This window comes from Curtobacterium sp. VKM Ac-2865 (assembly GCF_015350905.1).
Lineage (GTDB): Bacteria > Actinomycetota > Actinomycetes > Actinomycetales > Microbacteriaceae > Curtobacterium.
Window position 1 is genome coordinate 318045 of sequence record NZ_JADKRZ010000002.1, and the last position, 16023, is coordinate 334067.

The following is a 16023-nucleotide window of genomic DNA, read 5'->3' on the forward strand; positions in this document are numbered from 1 at the left end:
GGCAAAACCGAGTGAGGTGCTCATCAGCAACATCCGCGTAAATTCTTCAGTTCAACGCCCCTCAAGGCCGAAGCTCACTCCGAGCCACACCGATGAATACTGCCTGTCGTAGCACCCCAGGTCAATCTATCCACTTGAATTCCCCTGCGCACCCATGGCGAATATTGGTTAAACCGCGTAGCGGCCAGTGAGGAAGGACCCGAGCATGCCCTTCCAGTTGGTTTCAGATGCGTCTCCGAGGGTGGTCGGATGGTTGGTGAAGTCGAACAGGATTCGCAACTCAGGGCGACCAGACGCTGGCGGCTCACGAACGCCTCGCGAATCCCAACTCGTTTCGATGCGGCCATGATCGCCCTCCTCGCTCGAACTCCGTGAACTGTCGGTGATTGGCAGTAGCCTGAGCTCACCACCAGCTTCCACCCGAGGAGTGCACATGAGTGTCCTGGATTCTTTCGCCACTTTCCAGACCGTGGTCAACGCGGATCCCGATCAGGTGACCGAAGCGCGCCGGCGTCGCCGGCTCTTCGAGGCCGCCTTCAGCACCGAATCAGACGTAACCGAGCTCGTCCCGTCGGGATCGCTCGCACGTGGCACGCATAAAGCTCCCATCCACGATGTGGACCTGATCGTCGTCTTTGACCCCGAGGCGCACAGTTCTTGGGGTCAAGACGGAGACTCGGCCGAGGACGCGCTCGAGTATGCGGGCTCCGCTGTCAACCGTCTCCTGGGAGCAACCTACGGGACCGCCGGTCACGAAGTCCGCCTGGCGAAGCCCCGAAACCACGCAGTGAAGTGCTTTCTCGATGATCCCGAGGCAGAAGACGCTTTCACCGTCGACGTGATGCCGGCGCTCCGCCAGAACAATGGCTTCTTGATCCCCGAAAAGCTCTCGAAGCGGTGGATCACGGCAGACCCTGAGTACCTGATCGCTGAGGCAGCCCGAAAGCACGCCGAGTGGCGCCAGTACGCCGGCGCCGTGCGCATGCTGAAGTACTGGGCGAGCAAGCAGTCCTTCAAGATCAAGTCTCTGGTGATGGAGGTTCTTGCGCTCGACCACCTCCCAACGACGTCCAACCGGTCGGCCGCCGTCCAGAGCTTCTTCACAGCCGCCGCCTATCACGTCGAATCCGGCCTGACAATCGAGGACCCAGCGGGGCTTTGCGGACCAGTCCAGCCGGACCTGGACACGGACCAGTTGGCTGAGGCACTCCGCTCTGCGGCGCAATCGGCAACCAGTGCGGGAACAGCTCGAAGCAACAACGATGAAGCGGCAGCGAGCCGACACTGGCGCGACATCTTCGGCGATGCATTCCCCGAGATCGCTGCGATTGGCGTCGCGGCCACGCCGGACCGCCCCCGGACCGTAAAGGACAGCCCGCAGGGATGACCCGACCCGATGACGGAGGTCGCAGCAGCTGGCTCGACTGGGATCCGGCCCGACTGCGCCGCGACACTCAGGAGCTTGCGCTGTACGCGCCGGACCTCGCCTTCCGACGCGACGCCAACTTCGAATTTGGGGCGTGGGGCGGGACTGTTCCGATCTGGCCGTTCGAGCGTCCCGCGCCGGAAAGGCTTCGCACCCTCGTGCCCGAGCCCCTTGAGATCATGTTGGCCTACCCACCCGCGTACCCGGTCGTCAGTCCTAGGGTCTACCCGGTGAGCCCGGCACCCGAGCTGATGGAGATGTCCGAGTCCATTTGGCATGTGGCTCCAGCGGGAACGCTGTGCCTTCTTCAATCAGAAGGCTTCTGGGACCCGAGGAGCAGCATCACCGACATCATCGCGAAATGCGCCGGTTGGCACATCGAGTACGCACTTATGCGCCTCCAGCTCATCGAGCGGATGACGGAGCGAGGCATTGCGGAGGATCCGACGCTCGATGCACTCATCGACAGGGTGACGAGCGAAGCATCGGAAGATCAGAGCAACGGATGAGCGGGCCATTCATTGCCCTGGTCTCCGACGCCGTCCGGCTGTTAAGGAATGCGAGCGCCACAGGCGGACTGATTCGATTAGGGTATTCCGAACCGGACCTTCGATACACGGTCAATGGGGTCGAGATCGCTCGAGATGCGGTGGTGGACGTTCGCATCAATCGCGAGTACGAGGCGCTGAGCTGGGGAGACGCGGACCGCTGGGGGCAGTGGTCGTCCAGCGCAGACCCAGCACTCTGCGCGACCTACCTACAACTGATTCGACGACCAACCGGCTACGTCCGGCTAGACGAGCTACGGCGATACGTCCCCGGTCTCGAGGATCCAGGGAACGGCCACGGTTTGCTCCTGCTGCGGCACGACGAGATCCCAGCCGAGCTGGCCAGCCTCGGAATGCCGGATTTCACGGGCTGGATTCTCGACCGGAATGGTGCTGCTCCGTTTCAAGTGCACGCCGAACCCGACGCGTTAGGCGCGATACAACTTGGCACAGGCTGGCCGCTCCAGGGCCTTCAGAGCAATACGGTCTCCGTCATCGGAACAGGTTCGATTGGAAGTGCCGCCACGCGCGCGTTGGCTGACGTTGGGATCGGCACCATCAATCTGATCGACCCAGACCGACTTCTTTGGCATAACATCGTCCGGCATCAACTTGGTCCAAGCGCAATCGGCCGGTACAAAGTTGATGCCCTCGCGGACGCGCTGCGCGATCGTTCCCGTCCAAACGCCGCTACCGGATCGACCTCGTACCGCACTCACCGAGTGGATGCTGTCGAGCAAGCCGCGGATCTTTTCCCCCTCATTCACCGCGCGCAAGTTGTGCTGTGCGCAGCGGACGGTATCGCCCCGAGGCGAGTCGTCAATCACCTCGCCCGACTCGCAGGAACGCCCGCGATCTTCGCGTGTGTGCTCGACGACGGCTCCGTCGGCGAGATTTTCCGCTCGAGGCCAGGCACGAAGTTCGGATGCCTTCTTTGTCATCGCGCTTGGCTCGCAGAACAAGGGTGGATGGATCCCGAAGCAGACCAGGAGTTGGCCTACGGGACCGGCACCAGTCACAAGCCGATGACCGCAGTGCCGTCGGATCTCCAGCTCATCGGACAGCTGGCCGCGCAAATAACTCTCGCAACGCTTCTCGAATCACGGCACGGTAGACCGGGGGCAAGCCTCCCAAACGAACACGCAGTCATTGGCCTTCGTCCGACCGCCGACCTTGGAGGGCCGTTCAACGTAGCCCACGCCGGCGAGGTCCGCTGGGCGTCCGTCCCTCCGCCCCGCACCGATTGCCCGACATGTTCTCTCGCAAATTGACGCTATCATTGCCGTCTTTACGCATCGAAAGATCAGCGTACGACAGTATTCTGCACGAGTCCGCAGTATCTCCGGTCGGTATCGAAACGGGGGGCATTCTCCTTGGTCATGATACTGGCACCGAGATTCTGATAACTTTTGCGGGGGATCCAGGCCCAAAAGCGTTCCAAGCGCCGAACCGATTTCTCCGGGACGGCGAGCATGCTTCAGCCTTAGCGGCATCCGCCTGGGACCATGACAGGTCGCTGTGGATCGGCGAATGGCACACTCACCCGCGAAGTGCCCTGGAACCGAGCGCTGTGGATCTACGCACGTACCGCAAACACACCAACGACCCTGATCTGTCCTTCGAGCGGTTCGTCTCAATCATCGTGCGTCCACGCAATGCAGGTTCCTCGCTTGTGGGATGGGTGATTGACGAAGCGCTCTATCGAGTTCCGCTGGAGATCGCTTGCGGAGAGCGGTAAAGCTGCAGCTTTCGAACCTGAAGCCGACACGCATTCAGCTACCTCGCTTGCATGGTTCTAAACCCAGACGAGAGTCAACCTGCCGATCGCCGCGTCGTTTCCAGCACGACGCAGGCAAGGCCGGCGACGAGCGCGACGATCAGCACGACGAAACTCGCCCCATGACTTGTCGGATTGAGGATCCGCACCAGCAGCGCGAACGCGATCACAACGACACCGACCACGGTGAGACTCCGAGCAGACATGGGGCGAGTCAATCAGACGGGCGCCGTCCGATAAACGGTCGTCCACCGGACACATCCATGGTCCTTGGCGTCTGCTGACCCCTGTTACACGCGAGATCGGCCTCTGCTTGACCACGAGAAGAGCCAGGCCACGAGCAGCAAGATGACACCGACAAAGGGGAAAAGGACGCCGACTACCAGGTTCCATCGGCTTACGAGCAGAACGACGCCGACCACCAGCAATACGCCGCCGATTAGCAGGTCCAAACGCGCACGATGTGGCGGATCCGCAGAATCGCTCGAAGGCTTCATCGCATACACGGTACCGGGCAGCACGACGTCCGATAGCCGATGGGCTATCGAGACGCGGGATCAGCGCAGACGCACGAGGCCGGCGTGGGTGGGTCGGAAGCCGCAGGCCCCCTCGTAGAAGGGCACCATGTCCTCGCCGTAGTCGACGAACAACCACTCGCAGCCGGCGGATCGGACCGCGTCGACGGCGTAGCGGACCACCGCTGTTCCAAGGCCCCGATGTTGGTAGGTCGGATGCGTCTTCGTGTCGATGAGAAACGCATGGTCTGCACCATCCCAGGCGACGTTGACGAAGCCGACCAGCTCACCACCGGGGGCTCTGCCCGCGACCCAGCCCAGGGAGTGCGGACTTATCCGGTCCCACCAGCCGGGTTCGGGTGACCCTCCATGAGCCGCGGTGAGGCCTGCTAGCTCGTCGTCACTGATGATCGAACGCCAGGTGAGCGTCACGTCGTTGTGCTGCATCGTCCCAAGCTCCCACGAGGAGGCTGAGTTCGCCAGGCACCGCTGGACGATCGGCTAACGAGACGGGTGGTGATGCTTCCGGGCAGCGATAGAGAACATCATTGGCAAGCGTTCGTTGCCGTCAGCAAGCGCGTAACCAGCCGGCGTCTTGACGAGATTCGGAATGGGCTCCCATGGCATGGCGGTGTATTCGTGGAAGGCTTCGATTTGAAGCCCCGCAGCCAAAATCGAGGTGAAGATTTCGTCCAGGGAGTGGGGCCACTCGTACGTGGTTCGGTTCGTGAGAAGGGTGTCGCTCGCGTACGTGGTCCCGGAGTCGAATCGTTGGGCTTCGCCCGCTCCGAAGTACGGCTCGGTGACGACGAGGGCGGTGTCTTGTCGGTCGTATTGGAGGGTCATGACCATGGGGTGTGCTTCGTAGAGGAAGAACAGCCCGCCCGGTTTCAGGAGCCGTTCGACGGCGCGCGCCCACATGGTGAGGTCCGGGAGCCACGCGAGGACGCCGACGGTTGTGTAGACAACATCGAATTGCCGGCCGAGCTGATCGGGGGCGTCTTCGTTGGATGTTTGGACGAAGGACGCATCGACGCCGGCCCGAGCAGCAAGCGAGGTGGCTGCTGCGATCGCGTCACCGGAGAAGTCGGTGCCGACGACTCGTGCCCCAAGCCTGGCGAGGCTGATCGAGTCAACCCCGATGTGGCATTGAAGGTGCACGACGTCGAGCCCGGTGAGAGACCCGTCGGGGAGGTGGGGAGCCATGACCTTGGCTTCGAACATGACCCGGTTGGCGGAGGGGTCGTCGGCGAACTCAGCCGCCTTGTAGGCGACGAGGTGATCTGAAACTCGTTCGTCCCAGTTCGCCCGGTTCGTCTCGATCTGGTCATGAGTGGACACGGCAACCCCCTAGTGAATGAGCAAAGCCGAGCAGCTTCCCAGAACGCTCCGCAGGCCGCAACACGTGCAAGGGGAAGGAACGGGAGTCCCATCCCAGTAGGCGATCGGCAGCCGGACTCGGCAGCGTCGCGAACGCGGGTCAATGGCTAGGACCAAGGCCGCTGCATCGCTGAGGTCGTCCCACTCGCGCTGGCTGTTGGGAGCCTTCGTCTCACATAGATGTTCCGCGATCTTTCGCACTGAAGGTGCGTGAGGCGGACGTGTCACGCGAGCTGCCCGGCCCTGGCCTTTCGGGCAGGACCCTGGCGACGCCCGCCCGCGCGGACGGCGACAAGTTGTGTGCGGAGGAGACAACTTGTGTGTGAAGTGAAACAGGTTGTCGAACGCCTCGCTACGTATCCAGAGCTAGGACCGACTCGTGATGGATCGCCTGACGCGGGCTGCGTCGAGACGGCGGCCGATCGCAGGCGTGGTCAGATCGGCACCGAGTCGAACCGCTCGTCGATCTGCGGGTCGTAGAGCGGGAGATGCAGCGCCGCCATCGCCTGGATGACCAGGTTGTACTGCTCTCCTGACATCCACGAGCAGCTCACGGTGACGCTCTCGGGCGAGTAGCCGGCATCGATGCTGGCGCGCTGGTCCGGCGAGAAGAGCATGGTCTGTTCGCCGCCGTCGGCGCGACGGGCCTCGACCGTCCAGTCCGGGAACGCCACGATGAGCGCCTGCTCCGCCGCGTCGAGGTCGAGCAGATCGAGCCCCGCGACCGGCTTGCCCTCCATCAGGGCCTCGTACACAACGCGAGCGTCGAGGAGCTCGCTCGTTCTCCAGAACACGAACTGCTGGCTCATCGCATCTCCCTCTCGGCGGCGTCCACAGACTCCGCTCCCACCATGCCACACCCGGTCGATGAGCACCGCAGACCTCGACGCACAGCTGAGCGAGATCTTCGAGCACCGCCGTCGGGACGACATTGCCCCGACCAACGCCGCCGGGAACGCGACACATGGCAGGGTTGCGTCATGCAGGCGGGCGGAAGCGGGAGCCGGGTTCCGGCATGGGGTGAGCGGTCTGCTGTGTCGATTCGACGTCGCGGCTCTGCGTGGGCAGTATCAGGCATCGTCGTCGCCGCGACGGGGCTCACGGCAGCACTGATCGGCGCGGTGCTGGGGGTGTCCGCGCTGCTGGGCAGTGGTCTCATCCATGCCGCCAGCCAAGGGGAGGCCGGTCACGGGCACCTGTTCAGGGAGATCACCCGGATCGGTGGCTTCTATGTCGTCATGCCGTTGGCCGTGATTGCAGTGGCGTGCACGGTGACAGCGTGGCGGCGTACGCGTGCGCCGGACCGGTCGCGTGCGACGACGGTAGTTGCAACCGTCTTGACCTCATGTCTGGTGCTGGTGTCGCTGGTCACAACCCTGATCGCGAGTTGACGGATCGGCCCGACAGCGGCACCCCCATGAGCCCAGGACGCTCCTCCCGAGGGCGGTAGGGCGATATGGCCGTCCGCGCTTCTGTCTCGGACACGATGGGTGGCAGTCGGACAAGTGAGCTGGCGGACGACAACAGTTGCCTACTGCGGCATGTCCACGAACCGAGAGAACATCCCGTGGAACGCCACCGTGATGGTGTCGGTCGGCCCGTTGCGGTGCTTGGCCACGATGAGGTCGGCCTCACCCTGCCGCGGGTTGTCCTTCTCGTACGCCGACTCGCGGTGCAGCAGGATGACCATGTCGGCGTCCTGCTCGATGGAGCCGGACTCACGCAGGTCGGAGATCATCGGCTTCTTGTCGGCACGCTGCTCGGGCCCACGGTTCAGCTGGGACAGGGCGATGACGGGGACCTGGAGCTCTTTCGCCATGAGCTTGAGCGCACGCGAGAACTCGGAGACCTCCTGCTGGCGGCTCTCGACCTTCTTGCCCGAGGTCATCAGCTGCAGGTAGTCGATGACGACGAGCTTCAGGTTGTGCTGCTGCTTGAGGCGACGGCACTTCGCACGGATCTCGACGAGCGTCATGTTGGGGGAGTCGTCGATGTAGAAGGGGGCGTCGTTGATGCGCCCGCGGGTCTGCGCGATGGTGGTCCAGTCGCGGGAGTCCACGGTGCCCTTGCGCATGTTCTGCAGCGGCACGCTGGTCTCGGCGGAGAGCAGACGCATCGCGATCTCGGCACGCCCCATCTCGAGCGAGAAGAAGGCAGCCGTCTGGTTGTGCTTCAGGGCGGCCGCGCGGCACAGGTCGAGCGCCAGGGTCGACTTGCCGAGTGCGGGTCGGGCGGCGACGATGATCAGCTGTCCGGGGTGGAAGCCGTTCGTCAGGCCGTCGAGCTGGGCGAACCCGGTGGGCACGCCGGTCATCTGGCCGTCGCGGCCCTTGGCGGCCTCGATCTCGTCGATGGCGGCGGAGATGGCCTCGGTCAGGGGGACGTAGTCCTCGGTCTGCACGCCGCCGGCGACGTTGTAGACCTCGGCCTGGGCGCTGTTGACGAGGTCGGTGACCTCACCTTCCGACGCGTAGCCCATCTGCACGATGCGGGTGCCGGCGTCGACCAGGCGACGCAGGACCGCCTTCTCGGCGACGATCGAGGCGTAGTACCCGGCGTTCGCCGCGGTCGGCACCAGGCTCGTCATGCTGTGCAGGTACTCGGCGCCGCCGGCACGGGACAGCAGCCCGGTCTTGGTCAGCTCGTCGGTGACGGCGATGACGTCGGTCGGCTCGCCGTGGGAGTACAGCGACAGCATCGCGTCGAAGATGACCTCGTGCTTGGGGATGTAGAAGTCCACGCCACGGGCGGTCTCGATGACGTCGGCGACGGCGTCCTTCGACAGGAGCATGCCGCCGATGGTCGACTGTTCGGCCAGCAGGTCGTGCGGCGGAGTGCGCTCCATGCCACCGCGCTCCGAGTACGTCTGCGGTGCCGGGTCCAGATGCGCGATCGACACACGTGCTCCTCTTGTTGTCCGTACGGGCCGCCCCCGCAAGCCAGTCCTACCCCGAGCAACCGACATCCCCCGGTCGCGCGCTCACCGTACGGGGTGCAAGTTATCCCCAACAACTGCCCCTGTGGACAACTCTGTGGAGGACTCGCGGAACACGCCGAGAACCCGTGTGGAGAACTGTGGACAGACATGTGGAAAAAGGGGCGGAAGAACATACGTTCGACCGCTTGACCTGGGCTTTTGGTTTCCACACTGTGTGTGGACAACCGTGCTTCAATGTGCGCTTGAAGGTTCCCGATTTGACGTCGTCACGGTGGGAAACGACTTGACAAACCGGTTCCTGAGCGGAGTGTTCCCTGCTGGCTCCCAGGGAGCGCGACCGCCCGCGGATGGTAACCAGCCAACGCAGCGCACCCCGAGCCTCCAGGCCGCAAGCGGCGCAGACCAGACCGGAACCGACGAGACGGAACCGGGCCGGAACCAGGGCGGAACCGACCCGGACACGCCCGGCACCACCGAAACCAGAACCGCAACCGACAAGCGACCAGCCAGAGACGAGGAGCCAGAAGCGACAAGCGACGACGAGCCGGCCTCAGCCGGCCAACACCGCGCCCGCCCCCACGCCCGCGCTCCCCGACCGCGTCGTCGCCCGCACCACCGGCACCTGCAGCGTCGACGCGATCCCCGTCCCCAGGTGCACCAGCGCCGACCCGGGCACGATCCGCGACGAGATCGACGACCGCGAGATCCGCACCCCGATCAGGTCTCCGGCCAGGGTGTCCTGCGGCGACAACAGGGCCCCACGACGGTTCTTCTTCGCGTCGACCTGCCACCCACCGAACCCGGCTGCGAGCCCGGTCGTGTTCCCCCCGAGCAACAGCCCCTGCCGGTTGTCCACAGCGGCCCGGCCCCAGTCGCGCAGCCACCGCGCGGCCGAGCAGTCGATGAGCAGCTCCCCGTCGTCGACCACGAGCACGAGCGGAGTCCCGTCGGGCGTGAGCACGGGGGACAACTCGTCCACAGTGACGTCGTCGCCGGTGAAGACCGCACGGACGCCCGGCAGCCCGGCGAGGTCCCGCACCGGACCCTGCCGGGGCGCGACGACCACGAGCGAGGTGCCTCCGACCAGCAGCGACCGCGCCATGGCGGCGAGCATGGTGGACCGACCGGAACGTGACGGCCCGGCGACCACGAACGTGCCACCACCGGTGGCGAAGTCGACGGTCTGGAGCTCCATGTCGTCACCCCCGATCCCAGTTACCGCTACCAGTGGTGCGAGCGACGGCGCGGATTCGAGTGCCAGCGCGGCGTCGAGGTCCAGGTCCTTCGGCAGCGCGTCCACGCGGAACGGTCGAGGCGCCGGCGGCACCGGGAACGCATTCCGCACCACGGCAGCGAGGTCGCGCACGGCTGCCGTCTGCCCCTGCCCGGACACGTCGGTGCCGAGCGTGGCGAACTGCACCTCGATGCCCGAGTCGGCGCGGAACCCACGGCCGGCAGGGATCGACGCCGGCAGCTTCCGGTGGTTGATCCCGCCGAGCGAGTAGTCGAGCCGGTCGGTCAGGCGCAGCACGATCTTGTCGTCGGTGAGCGTCGACATCCGCGACGACATGAGCGTCCGGTCGCCGGAGATGACGACGTGGATGCCAGCCGCGGCTCCGTCGCGGAGCATCGACTGGATCGCGTCGGTCAGGGCTCCGCCGTCCACCTCGCCGAGGGAGGTCGTGAAGTTCTCCCACCGGTCGATGAGCACGAGCACGTGCGGCAGCCGCTCACCGGGGGCGGCGAGCAGCCGCTGCTCGGTGATGTCCGCAGCAGAGGCGGCGGCGATCAGGTCGTGCCGCCGGGCCATCTCCCGGGTCAGCCGGTCGACCAGCCGGGTCGCGCGTTCGACCTGCGTCCGCTGCACGACGCCACCGCAGTGCGGCAGGTGCTGCAGCGACGCGAGTGCGCCGTTGCCGCAGTCGATCGCGTACAGGTGCAGGTCCGACGAGGAGACGGACTGCGCAGCCGACGCGGCGATGCTCCGGAGCGCGGTGGACCGACCGGACCCGGGCGCCCCCACGACGTACTGGTGGGTGAAGCGGTCCAGGTCGATCTCCGCCGCGCGCTGCTCCTGCGTGTCCGGCAGGTCCTCGACGCCGAACGGGAACCGCAGGGTCTCCGTCGACGCCGCCAGCGACCGGCGCGTGCCGACGGAGGCGGACGCCACTTCGGCGAGCGGCAGCAGCTCCGGCAGCGGGGCCAGCCACGGGCTGTGCAGGGGTCCGATGCCCAGCCGGTCGCGGGCGTCCGCCATCGCCTGCACCAGGACCGACAGGTCGGTCGCCGCCGACGACTGGTCGCTCTTGGTCGGTCGGGCAGGTGGTGCGGTCGCGAAGTCGCGCCAGTCGAGCACGCGGACGAACGGGAGGCTCGTGGCCGGGTCCTCGTCGCCGGCCCACCGACCGCCGACGCGCGCCGACTGGAAGGGCACCACGGAGGAGTGCCCGAGGCGCGCGTAGGCCCGCCCGGGGACGCTCTTCGGGATCCGGGCCGCGTCGGCGACGTCGATCACGTCGGAGCTCTCGCCGGTGTCCGTCATGCGGAGCGCCACGCGCAGGTTCGTGTTCGCGCGGATGTCCGGCCCGACCACGCCGCCGGGGCGCTGCGTCGCGAGGATCAGGTGCACGCCGAGGGACCGGCCGCGCTGGGCGATGCCGATGAGCCCCGCGACGAAGTCGGGCAGCTCGGTGACCATGGCGGCGAACTCGTCGATCACGATGACGAGTCGCGGCATCGCCTCACCGGCACCGCCGCGGGCCAGGTGGGTCTCGTGGTCCTCGATGTCCTTCGCGCCGGACGCGGCGAGGATGTGCTCGCGCCGGGTGAGCTCGGCGCGCAGGGAGCGGAGCGCGCGCTCGACGAGGTGCTGGTCCAGGTCCGTGACGAGCCCGACGGTGTGGGGCAGCTCCGACGCCACGCTGAACGCCGCACCGCCCTTGTAGTCGACGAGCACGAAGGTCATCTGGTCCGGGCGGTTGGCCAAGGCGAGCGACGCGACGAGGGTCTGCAGGAACTCGGACTTGCCGGAGCCGGTGGTGCCGGCGACCAGGCCGTGCGGGCCGTCCTTCACCAGGTCGAGGGCGAACGCGCCGTCGATGCCCACGCCCACGACGGCCGAGGTGGTGGCCTCGCGCGAGGTCCAGCGGTCGGCGACGAGCGCCCCCGACGGCTGCGGCAGGTCGACCACGTCGAGCAGCCGTGCGGCGTCGGGCACCAGGCCGTCGCCGTCGGAGCCGCTCGTGTCGCGCAGGGGAGAGACGGCGCGGGCGACGGCGTCGTACCAGTCGTCCTCGACCCGGTCGGCGAGCACGAGCTCCACGGGGGCGGCGAGCTGGCGGCGCAGCACGAGCTCGGTCGCGGTCCGGTGCGTCACGGTCGCGACGCACTCCTCGGGCAGCTGCCACTCCTCCTCGTCGATGCAGACCAGGCGGATGCCGCACGCGGGCCCGTCGCGGAGCAGTCCCACGACGCCGGGCATGGCACGAAGGCGACGGGCGCCGTCGAGCACGACGACGATCTCGGGCGAGAACCGCGGCCGCATCGACCCGTTCTTCGTCCGCTCGGCCTTCCGCTCCGCGAGCACCTGGCTGAGCTCGGCCAGGCGACGGCCGATCGTGTCGCCGTCGGCACCGATGAGCGCCAGGGCCTCTTGTCCGTTCGTCGGGCGGAGGTGGGGCAGCCACAGGGTCCACGCCCACGCCGGCACGTGCTGCTGCGCGGTGAGCACGACGAACTGCACCTCGCGCGGGCTCTGCGTGACGGCGAGCTGCCCGAGCACCCAGCGCCCGAGGTCGCGGGGCAGGTCCTCGGCACCGGCGATCCCGAGCACGCCGACCTCGGCGAGCGGCACGGTCACGGGGACGCCGCGGGTGATCCGCTGCTCGTCCGCCAGGCCGTCCAGGTCGCGGTCGTCGTCCACAGTGACGGTCGACGGCAGGTCCCCGACACCGATCCGCACGTGCAGGTGGTCCGCGTCCGAGGGCCGGCGCTCCCAGAGGCGACGACCGGGCGTCCCGGCGACGACCCGGAGCGACGCCGCGTCGAGCGCGGAGGACCGTCGCTCGTCCCGCTCGGCGAGCACGGCCCGGGCGATCGCGGCCTCGAGCGCGGCGACCCGTTCCCGGTGCTCCGCGGTCTGCTTCCGGTGGCTCTTCTTGCCGGTGCGCCGGGCCGTGACGGTCTGCCCGACGACCATGATCGGGGTCATCGCCGCGAACAGCAGGTAGAACGGCGAGTGGAACACGGTGGCCATCACGATGCCGAACATCGCCGGCACGAACACCATGATCCAGGGGATCGCCGAGCGCTGCGGCGGGACCGGCGGCTTCGGGATCCGGAACTGCGTCGTCAGGAACGGCGGCAGCAGCCTGGGCGGCCGGTTGAAGTCGAGCTGGCCGGAGTCCGGCGGCTGCAGCAGGAGCCGGTCCGCCACGGCGACGGGTCGCACGGTGAGCACGCTGGACCCGAGCCGGACCAGGGCGCCCGGTTCCCAGACGACCCACGCGTCGCCGATGGCCTCGTCCTCGAGGGTCGCGACCACCTCCGCGGTGTCGGCCGCGGGGTGCGCACGCGGGGACAGCCGGAGGGTGACGGTCCGGTCGAAGGCGACCCGAGCCTCCAGGCCGGGGTGGTCGGCAGCCGGCGCGCCGACGGCCGGGGCGCCGTCCGCGACCAGGGCGATCCGGACGTGGCCGGGCGCCAGCCGGCGTTCGCGACCGGCACCGACGCCACCGGCGACGAGCAGGTGGACGACGCCGCGCTCGACCTCGGGGCGGTCGGTGCCGTGGACGTGCAGGACGGCACCGTCGACCAGCCCGCTGCGCGCGAACGGGACGTCGCCGTCGGACGCGTCGGACGGCATGGGTGCGCTGCCGGTGCGTCGCGCCAGGGCGTCGACGACCGATCGCATGGGGGTCTGGCCCGGTGCGTCGACGAGGACGTCGGAGGTGGTGCCGACGACGTCGTCGACGACGGTGACGACGACGCGCATCAGGCGCGCAGCTCCTCGACGACGGTCGCGTCGTCCTCGACCGGCACCGCGGCGACGGTCGACAGCAGCTGGTCCACCCAGCGGACCACGCCGAACTCGTCGGAGACGAACGTGCCGTCGCGACGGCAGTCGAGCGTCCAGCGCGCCAGGGGGTCGGGGCTCATGGACAGGGCGGCCCAGCGGCCGCCCGGCCGTTCCAGCAGGCGCGCGAGTTCGCGTCCCTCGCTGCCGCCGGGCACACCGTGGACGACCAGGAGGCCCGGGGTCGCGTCCGCCGCGACGGCCGCCACTGCCTCGCCCACGGACACGGCGTCGGCCGGCCCGAACTCGCCGCCGCGGATCCCGACGGTCAGCACCGGGGTGCCCACCGACCAGGGGTCGGTGCGGACCTGGTCCACGATCCGGCGCGCGACCGCGGCACGGGCCGTGCGGTCGCCGTCCAGGGCGACGAAGCCGGAGGCGCGGCGCAGGTCGACCAGGACGGCACCGTCCTGGTCGCTGCCCAGCCCGACGACCGTCGCGAACTGCGTCGACGGGGTCTGCCCGAGCGGCACGGCCTGCAGCGCCCACATCGGGGCCGACCACGAGCGGCCGTCGGGAGTGGTCTGCCACGGTTCCGGCGGGGCGACCGTCGGCGACGCGAGGTCCAGGCGCACGGTGGGGCCGACCACGGCCCGGACGAAGCCGGGGAAGCCGACGCGGGCGACGGTGCACGACGCTTCGACGCTGCGGAGCACGCGGTCGGTGGCCCAGGCGGCGCCCTCCTCGCGCCGGGGCAGGTCTGCCCAGGCAGCGGCGTCCGAGACGGGCCGGCGGCGGTGCGCGATGATCGTCGGCACGACGAAGGCCAGGGCGCCGAGGAACAGCACCACCGACATCGTCAGCATGAGGTGGGACTCGGGGTGGGAGAGCGACCAGTTCATGCGGCTCCTCCGAGCTCGGCCAGGCGGCGTTCGAGGGTGGTCGGCTCGGTGCCGGGGACGTCCGTCCAGCGGAAGGTCGTCATGATCGCGTCGAACAGGGCGACGAGGGCGTCGGTGAGGTGGTCAGTGGTGTCTGGGTCTGGGTCTGTGCCGGTGGCGCCGGTGGTGCCGGCGCCGGTGGTGCCGTTGCCGTTGCCGTTGGTGCCGGCGCCGGCCGTGCCGTTCGGCTTCGCGGCGCTGATTGCGGAGAAGGACATGACGACCCAGCGGCCGGGGCGGTGGGGGACCGGGATCGTGTAGACCACCTGGCGGTCGTCGACGACGGGCAGGTCGTCGCCGAGGCCGGGGAGCTCGGCGCCCGGGTCCACGCGCCGGATGACGGTCTCGGTGCGGGCAGCGATGCCGCCGTCGACCTCGCGGATACCCGGGTCGTCCTCGTCGTGGCGGGTCGGCAGCGCGTCCGCGAGGACCTGCGCGATGACCTGCTCGGGGGGCTGGTCGGACTCGTCCTCCACCTCGGTCTCGATGATCGAGACGGGGGGCGTGTACCCGTCGACGGGCTGCACGGCGAGGTAGACCGCGTTCGCGCCGTTGTCGCCGGCCTCGACGACGGTCGCGGTCAGGCGCTTCCGCATCTCCTGGCGCAGGGGTTCGGCGCGGTCGCGGGGCAGGTCGTCCGGGAGCGCGCGGGCGATGACGTCCCGGACGATCGCCGCGAGTTCCTGCCGGTCGTCCTCGCGCGCGGGGAGCCGGGCCCACCCGGGCGGGACCACCATGAAGAACGAGGCCGTGGGGTCGGTGCGCGGCACGTCGGTGGTGTCGGCGGGGGTGGTGTCGGCGCTGTCGGTGTCGGTGTCGGTGCGGGTGGTGTCGCTCATGCGGAGACCTCGTTCTTGACGGCGGCGAGCAGGTCGATGAGCTCGTCCCCGAACACGGGGACGACGTCGAGGTCCCGGGTGCGCCAGAGCACCCGGGTGTCGACGGGGGTCGTGGCGTCAGCGGTCGCGAAGCGTTCACGGCGGACGGCACAGACGGTGGCCCAGATCGCGCCGTCGTCGTCGAGGTCGTACCGGGTCACGACGGGCCCCTCGCCACCGACGTGGTCGGGGAGCTCGTCGACCGCCGGACGCTCGACGGGCAGGCCGCCCTCGGCACCGGCGAGCTCGAGCAGCCCCGGCCCGTCGGACTCGGCCATGCCCACGGACACGACGACGGGGAGCGGCCACCGGTTCGGCACACCGAGACCCGCCACCAGCCGCTCACCCCCGTCGAGCGCAGCGCGGAACTCGAGCAGCGTGTCGAGCGCCGCCTCCGGGTCCACCTCGGGCCCACCGTCGAACACCCGCTGGTCGGCCGGGGTGTCGCGGTCGACCTGCGCGATCGCCGCGAACAGCTCGAGCGCCCCCGCGCGCCAGACCGGGGTGACGTCGGCCGTGCCGGGCACGACGAGCCACTGCGGGACCTCGACGTCGATGCGCGAGGTGAGGACGGGTGTTGCGCTCATGGGCTCCACTGCTTGTCGC

14 protein-coding genes are annotated in these 16023 nt (G+C 68.3%); 5 read left to right on the forward strand and 9 right to left on the reverse strand.

All coding sequences use genetic code 11. From position 1 onward, the window contains the following. The first annotated feature begins 433 nt into the window (after positions 1–433). The 4 genes from ITJ54_RS06610 to ITJ54_RS18450 all read left to right on the forward strand — a co-directional run bounded on the left by ITJ54_RS06610 (position 434) and on the right by ITJ54_RS18450 (position 3712). Complete coding sequence (locus ITJ54_RS06610) at positions 434–1387, forward strand: SMODS domain-containing nucleotidyltransferase (protein WP_194626739.1); 954 nt, start codon at positions 434–436, stop codon at positions 1385–1387. Beyond that, complete coding sequence (locus tag ITJ54_RS06615) at positions 1384–1935, forward strand: hypothetical protein (protein WP_194626740.1); 552 nt, start codon at positions 1384–1386, stop codon at positions 1933–1935. Before ITJ54_RS06610 ends, ITJ54_RS06615 begins: the two co-directional genes overlap by 4 nt. A gap of 392 nt (positions 1936–2327) precedes the next feature. Then, a complete protein-coding gene (locus tag ITJ54_RS18445) occupies positions 2328–3245 on the forward strand; it encodes a HesA/MoeB/ThiF family protein (RefSeq protein ID WP_416354901.1) in 918 nt (305 codons plus the stop codon). Then, on the forward strand, positions 3227–3712 hold the full coding sequence (locus ITJ54_RS18450; RefSeq protein ID WP_194626743.1) for a Mov34/MPN/PAD-1 family protein: 486 nt from the start codon (positions 3227–3229) through the stop codon (positions 3710–3712). Before ITJ54_RS18445 ends, ITJ54_RS18450 begins: the two co-directional genes overlap by 19 nt. 74 nt (positions 3713–3786) lie before the next feature. Here the strand turns inward: ITJ54_RS18450 and ITJ54_RS06630 are convergent, their stop codons facing one another. The 4 genes from ITJ54_RS06630 to ITJ54_RS06645 form a co-directional block, all read right to left on the reverse strand. Next, positions 3787–3957: a hypothetical protein gene (locus ITJ54_RS06630; protein WP_194626744.1), complete on the reverse strand. Its 171-nt coding sequence runs from the start codon at positions 3955–3957 to the stop codon at positions 3787–3789. Positions 3958–4308: 351 nt separating this feature from the next. Next, positions 4309–4713, reverse strand: coding sequence for a GNAT family N-acetyltransferase (locus ITJ54_RS06635; RefSeq protein ID WP_194626745.1), 405 nt, complete (start codon positions 4711–4713; stop codon positions 4309–4311). A 54-nt stretch (positions 4714–4767) separates the two neighbouring features. Continuing rightward, positions 4768–5607, reverse strand: coding sequence for a class I SAM-dependent methyltransferase (locus ITJ54_RS06640; protein WP_194626746.1), 840 nt, complete (start codon positions 5605–5607; stop codon positions 4768–4770). A 473-nt stretch (positions 5608–6080) separates the two neighbouring features. Then, a complete protein-coding gene (locus tag ITJ54_RS06645; RefSeq protein ID WP_194626747.1) occupies positions 6081–6455 on the reverse strand; it encodes a hypothetical protein in 375 nt (124 codons plus the stop codon). 225 nt (positions 6456–6680) lie between these two features. Between ITJ54_RS06645 and ITJ54_RS06650 the strand changes: the two genes are divergently transcribed. Then, on the forward strand, positions 6681–7037 hold the full coding sequence (locus ITJ54_RS06650; protein ID WP_194626748.1) for a hypothetical protein: 357 nt from the start codon (positions 6681–6683) through the stop codon (positions 7035–7037). Between the two features lie 140 nt (positions 7038–7177). Here the strand turns inward: ITJ54_RS06650 and dnaB are convergent, their stop codons facing one another. The 5 genes from dnaB to ITJ54_RS06675 all read right to left on the reverse strand — a co-directional run bounded on the left by dnaB (position 7178) and on the right by ITJ54_RS06675 (position 16004). After that, positions 7178–8545 (reverse strand): replicative DNA helicase, encoded by a 1368-nt coding sequence (dnaB, locus tag ITJ54_RS06655; protein ID WP_416354898.1) that lies wholly within the window; start codon positions 8543–8545, stop codon positions 7178–7180. 589 nt (positions 8546–9134) lie between these two features. Next, positions 9135–13577, reverse strand: a complete 4443-nt coding sequence (locus ITJ54_RS06660; protein ID WP_194626749.1) for an FtsK/SpoIIIE domain-containing protein — start codon at positions 13575–13577, stop codon at positions 9135–9137. After that, complete coding sequence (locus tag ITJ54_RS06665) at positions 13577–14500, reverse strand: hypothetical protein (RefSeq protein ID WP_194626751.1); 924 nt, start codon at positions 14498–14500, stop codon at positions 13577–13579. Before ITJ54_RS06665 ends, ITJ54_RS06660 begins: the two co-directional genes overlap by 1 nt. After that, positions 14497–15378, reverse strand: coding sequence for a hypothetical protein (locus ITJ54_RS06670; protein ID WP_194626753.1), 882 nt, complete (start codon positions 15376–15378; stop codon positions 14497–14499). The genes ITJ54_RS06665 and ITJ54_RS06670 overlap by 4 nt, the downstream gene beginning before the upstream one ends. After that, positions 15375–16004, reverse strand: coding sequence for a hypothetical protein (locus ITJ54_RS06675; RefSeq protein WP_194626755.1), 630 nt, complete (start codon positions 16002–16004; stop codon positions 15375–15377). The genes ITJ54_RS06670 and ITJ54_RS06675 overlap by 4 nt, the downstream gene beginning before the upstream one ends. Positions 16005–16023: the final 19 nt, after the last annotated feature.

Coding starts and splice junctions, on each gene's coding strand:
- ITJ54_RS06645 (WP_194626747.1), bottom strand. CDS start 6,455: ATGAGCCAGCAGTTCGTGTTCTGGAGAACGAGCGAGCTCCTCGACGCT.
- ITJ54_RS06675 (WP_194626755.1), bottom strand. CDS start 16,004: ATGAGCGCAACACCCGTCCTCACCTCGCGCATCGACGTCGAGGTCCCG.
- ITJ54_RS18450 (WP_194626743.1), top strand. CDS start 3,227: ATGTTCTCTCGCAAATTGACGCTATCATTGCCGTCTTTACGCATCGAA.
- ITJ54_RS06665 (WP_194626751.1), bottom strand. CDS start 14,500: ATGAACTGGTCGCTCTCCCACCCCGAGTCCCACCTCATGCTGACGATG.
- ITJ54_RS06615 (WP_194626740.1), top strand. CDS start 1,384: ATGACCCGACCCGATGACGGAGGTCGCAGCAGCTGGCTCGACTGGGAT.
- ITJ54_RS06660 (WP_194626749.1), bottom strand. CDS start 13,577: ATGCGCGTCGTCGTCACCGTCGTCGACGACGTCGTCGGCACCACCTCC.
- ITJ54_RS18445 (WP_416354901.1), top strand. CDS start 2,328: ATGCCGGATTTCACGGGCTGGATTCTCGACCGGAATGGTGCTGCTCCG.
- ITJ54_RS06670 (WP_194626753.1), bottom strand. CDS start 15,378: ATGAGCGACACCACCCGCACCGACACCGACACCGACAGCGCCGACACC.
- ITJ54_RS06630 (WP_194626744.1), bottom strand. CDS start 3,957: ATGTCTGCTCGGAGTCTCACCGTGGTCGGTGTCGTTGTGATCGCGTTC.
- ITJ54_RS06610 (WP_194626739.1), top strand. CDS start 434: ATGAGTGTCCTGGATTCTTTCGCCACTTTCCAGACCGTGGTCAACGCG.
- ITJ54_RS06635 (WP_194626745.1), bottom strand. CDS start 4,713: ATGCAGCACAACGACGTGACGCTCACCTGGCGTTCGATCATCAGTGAC.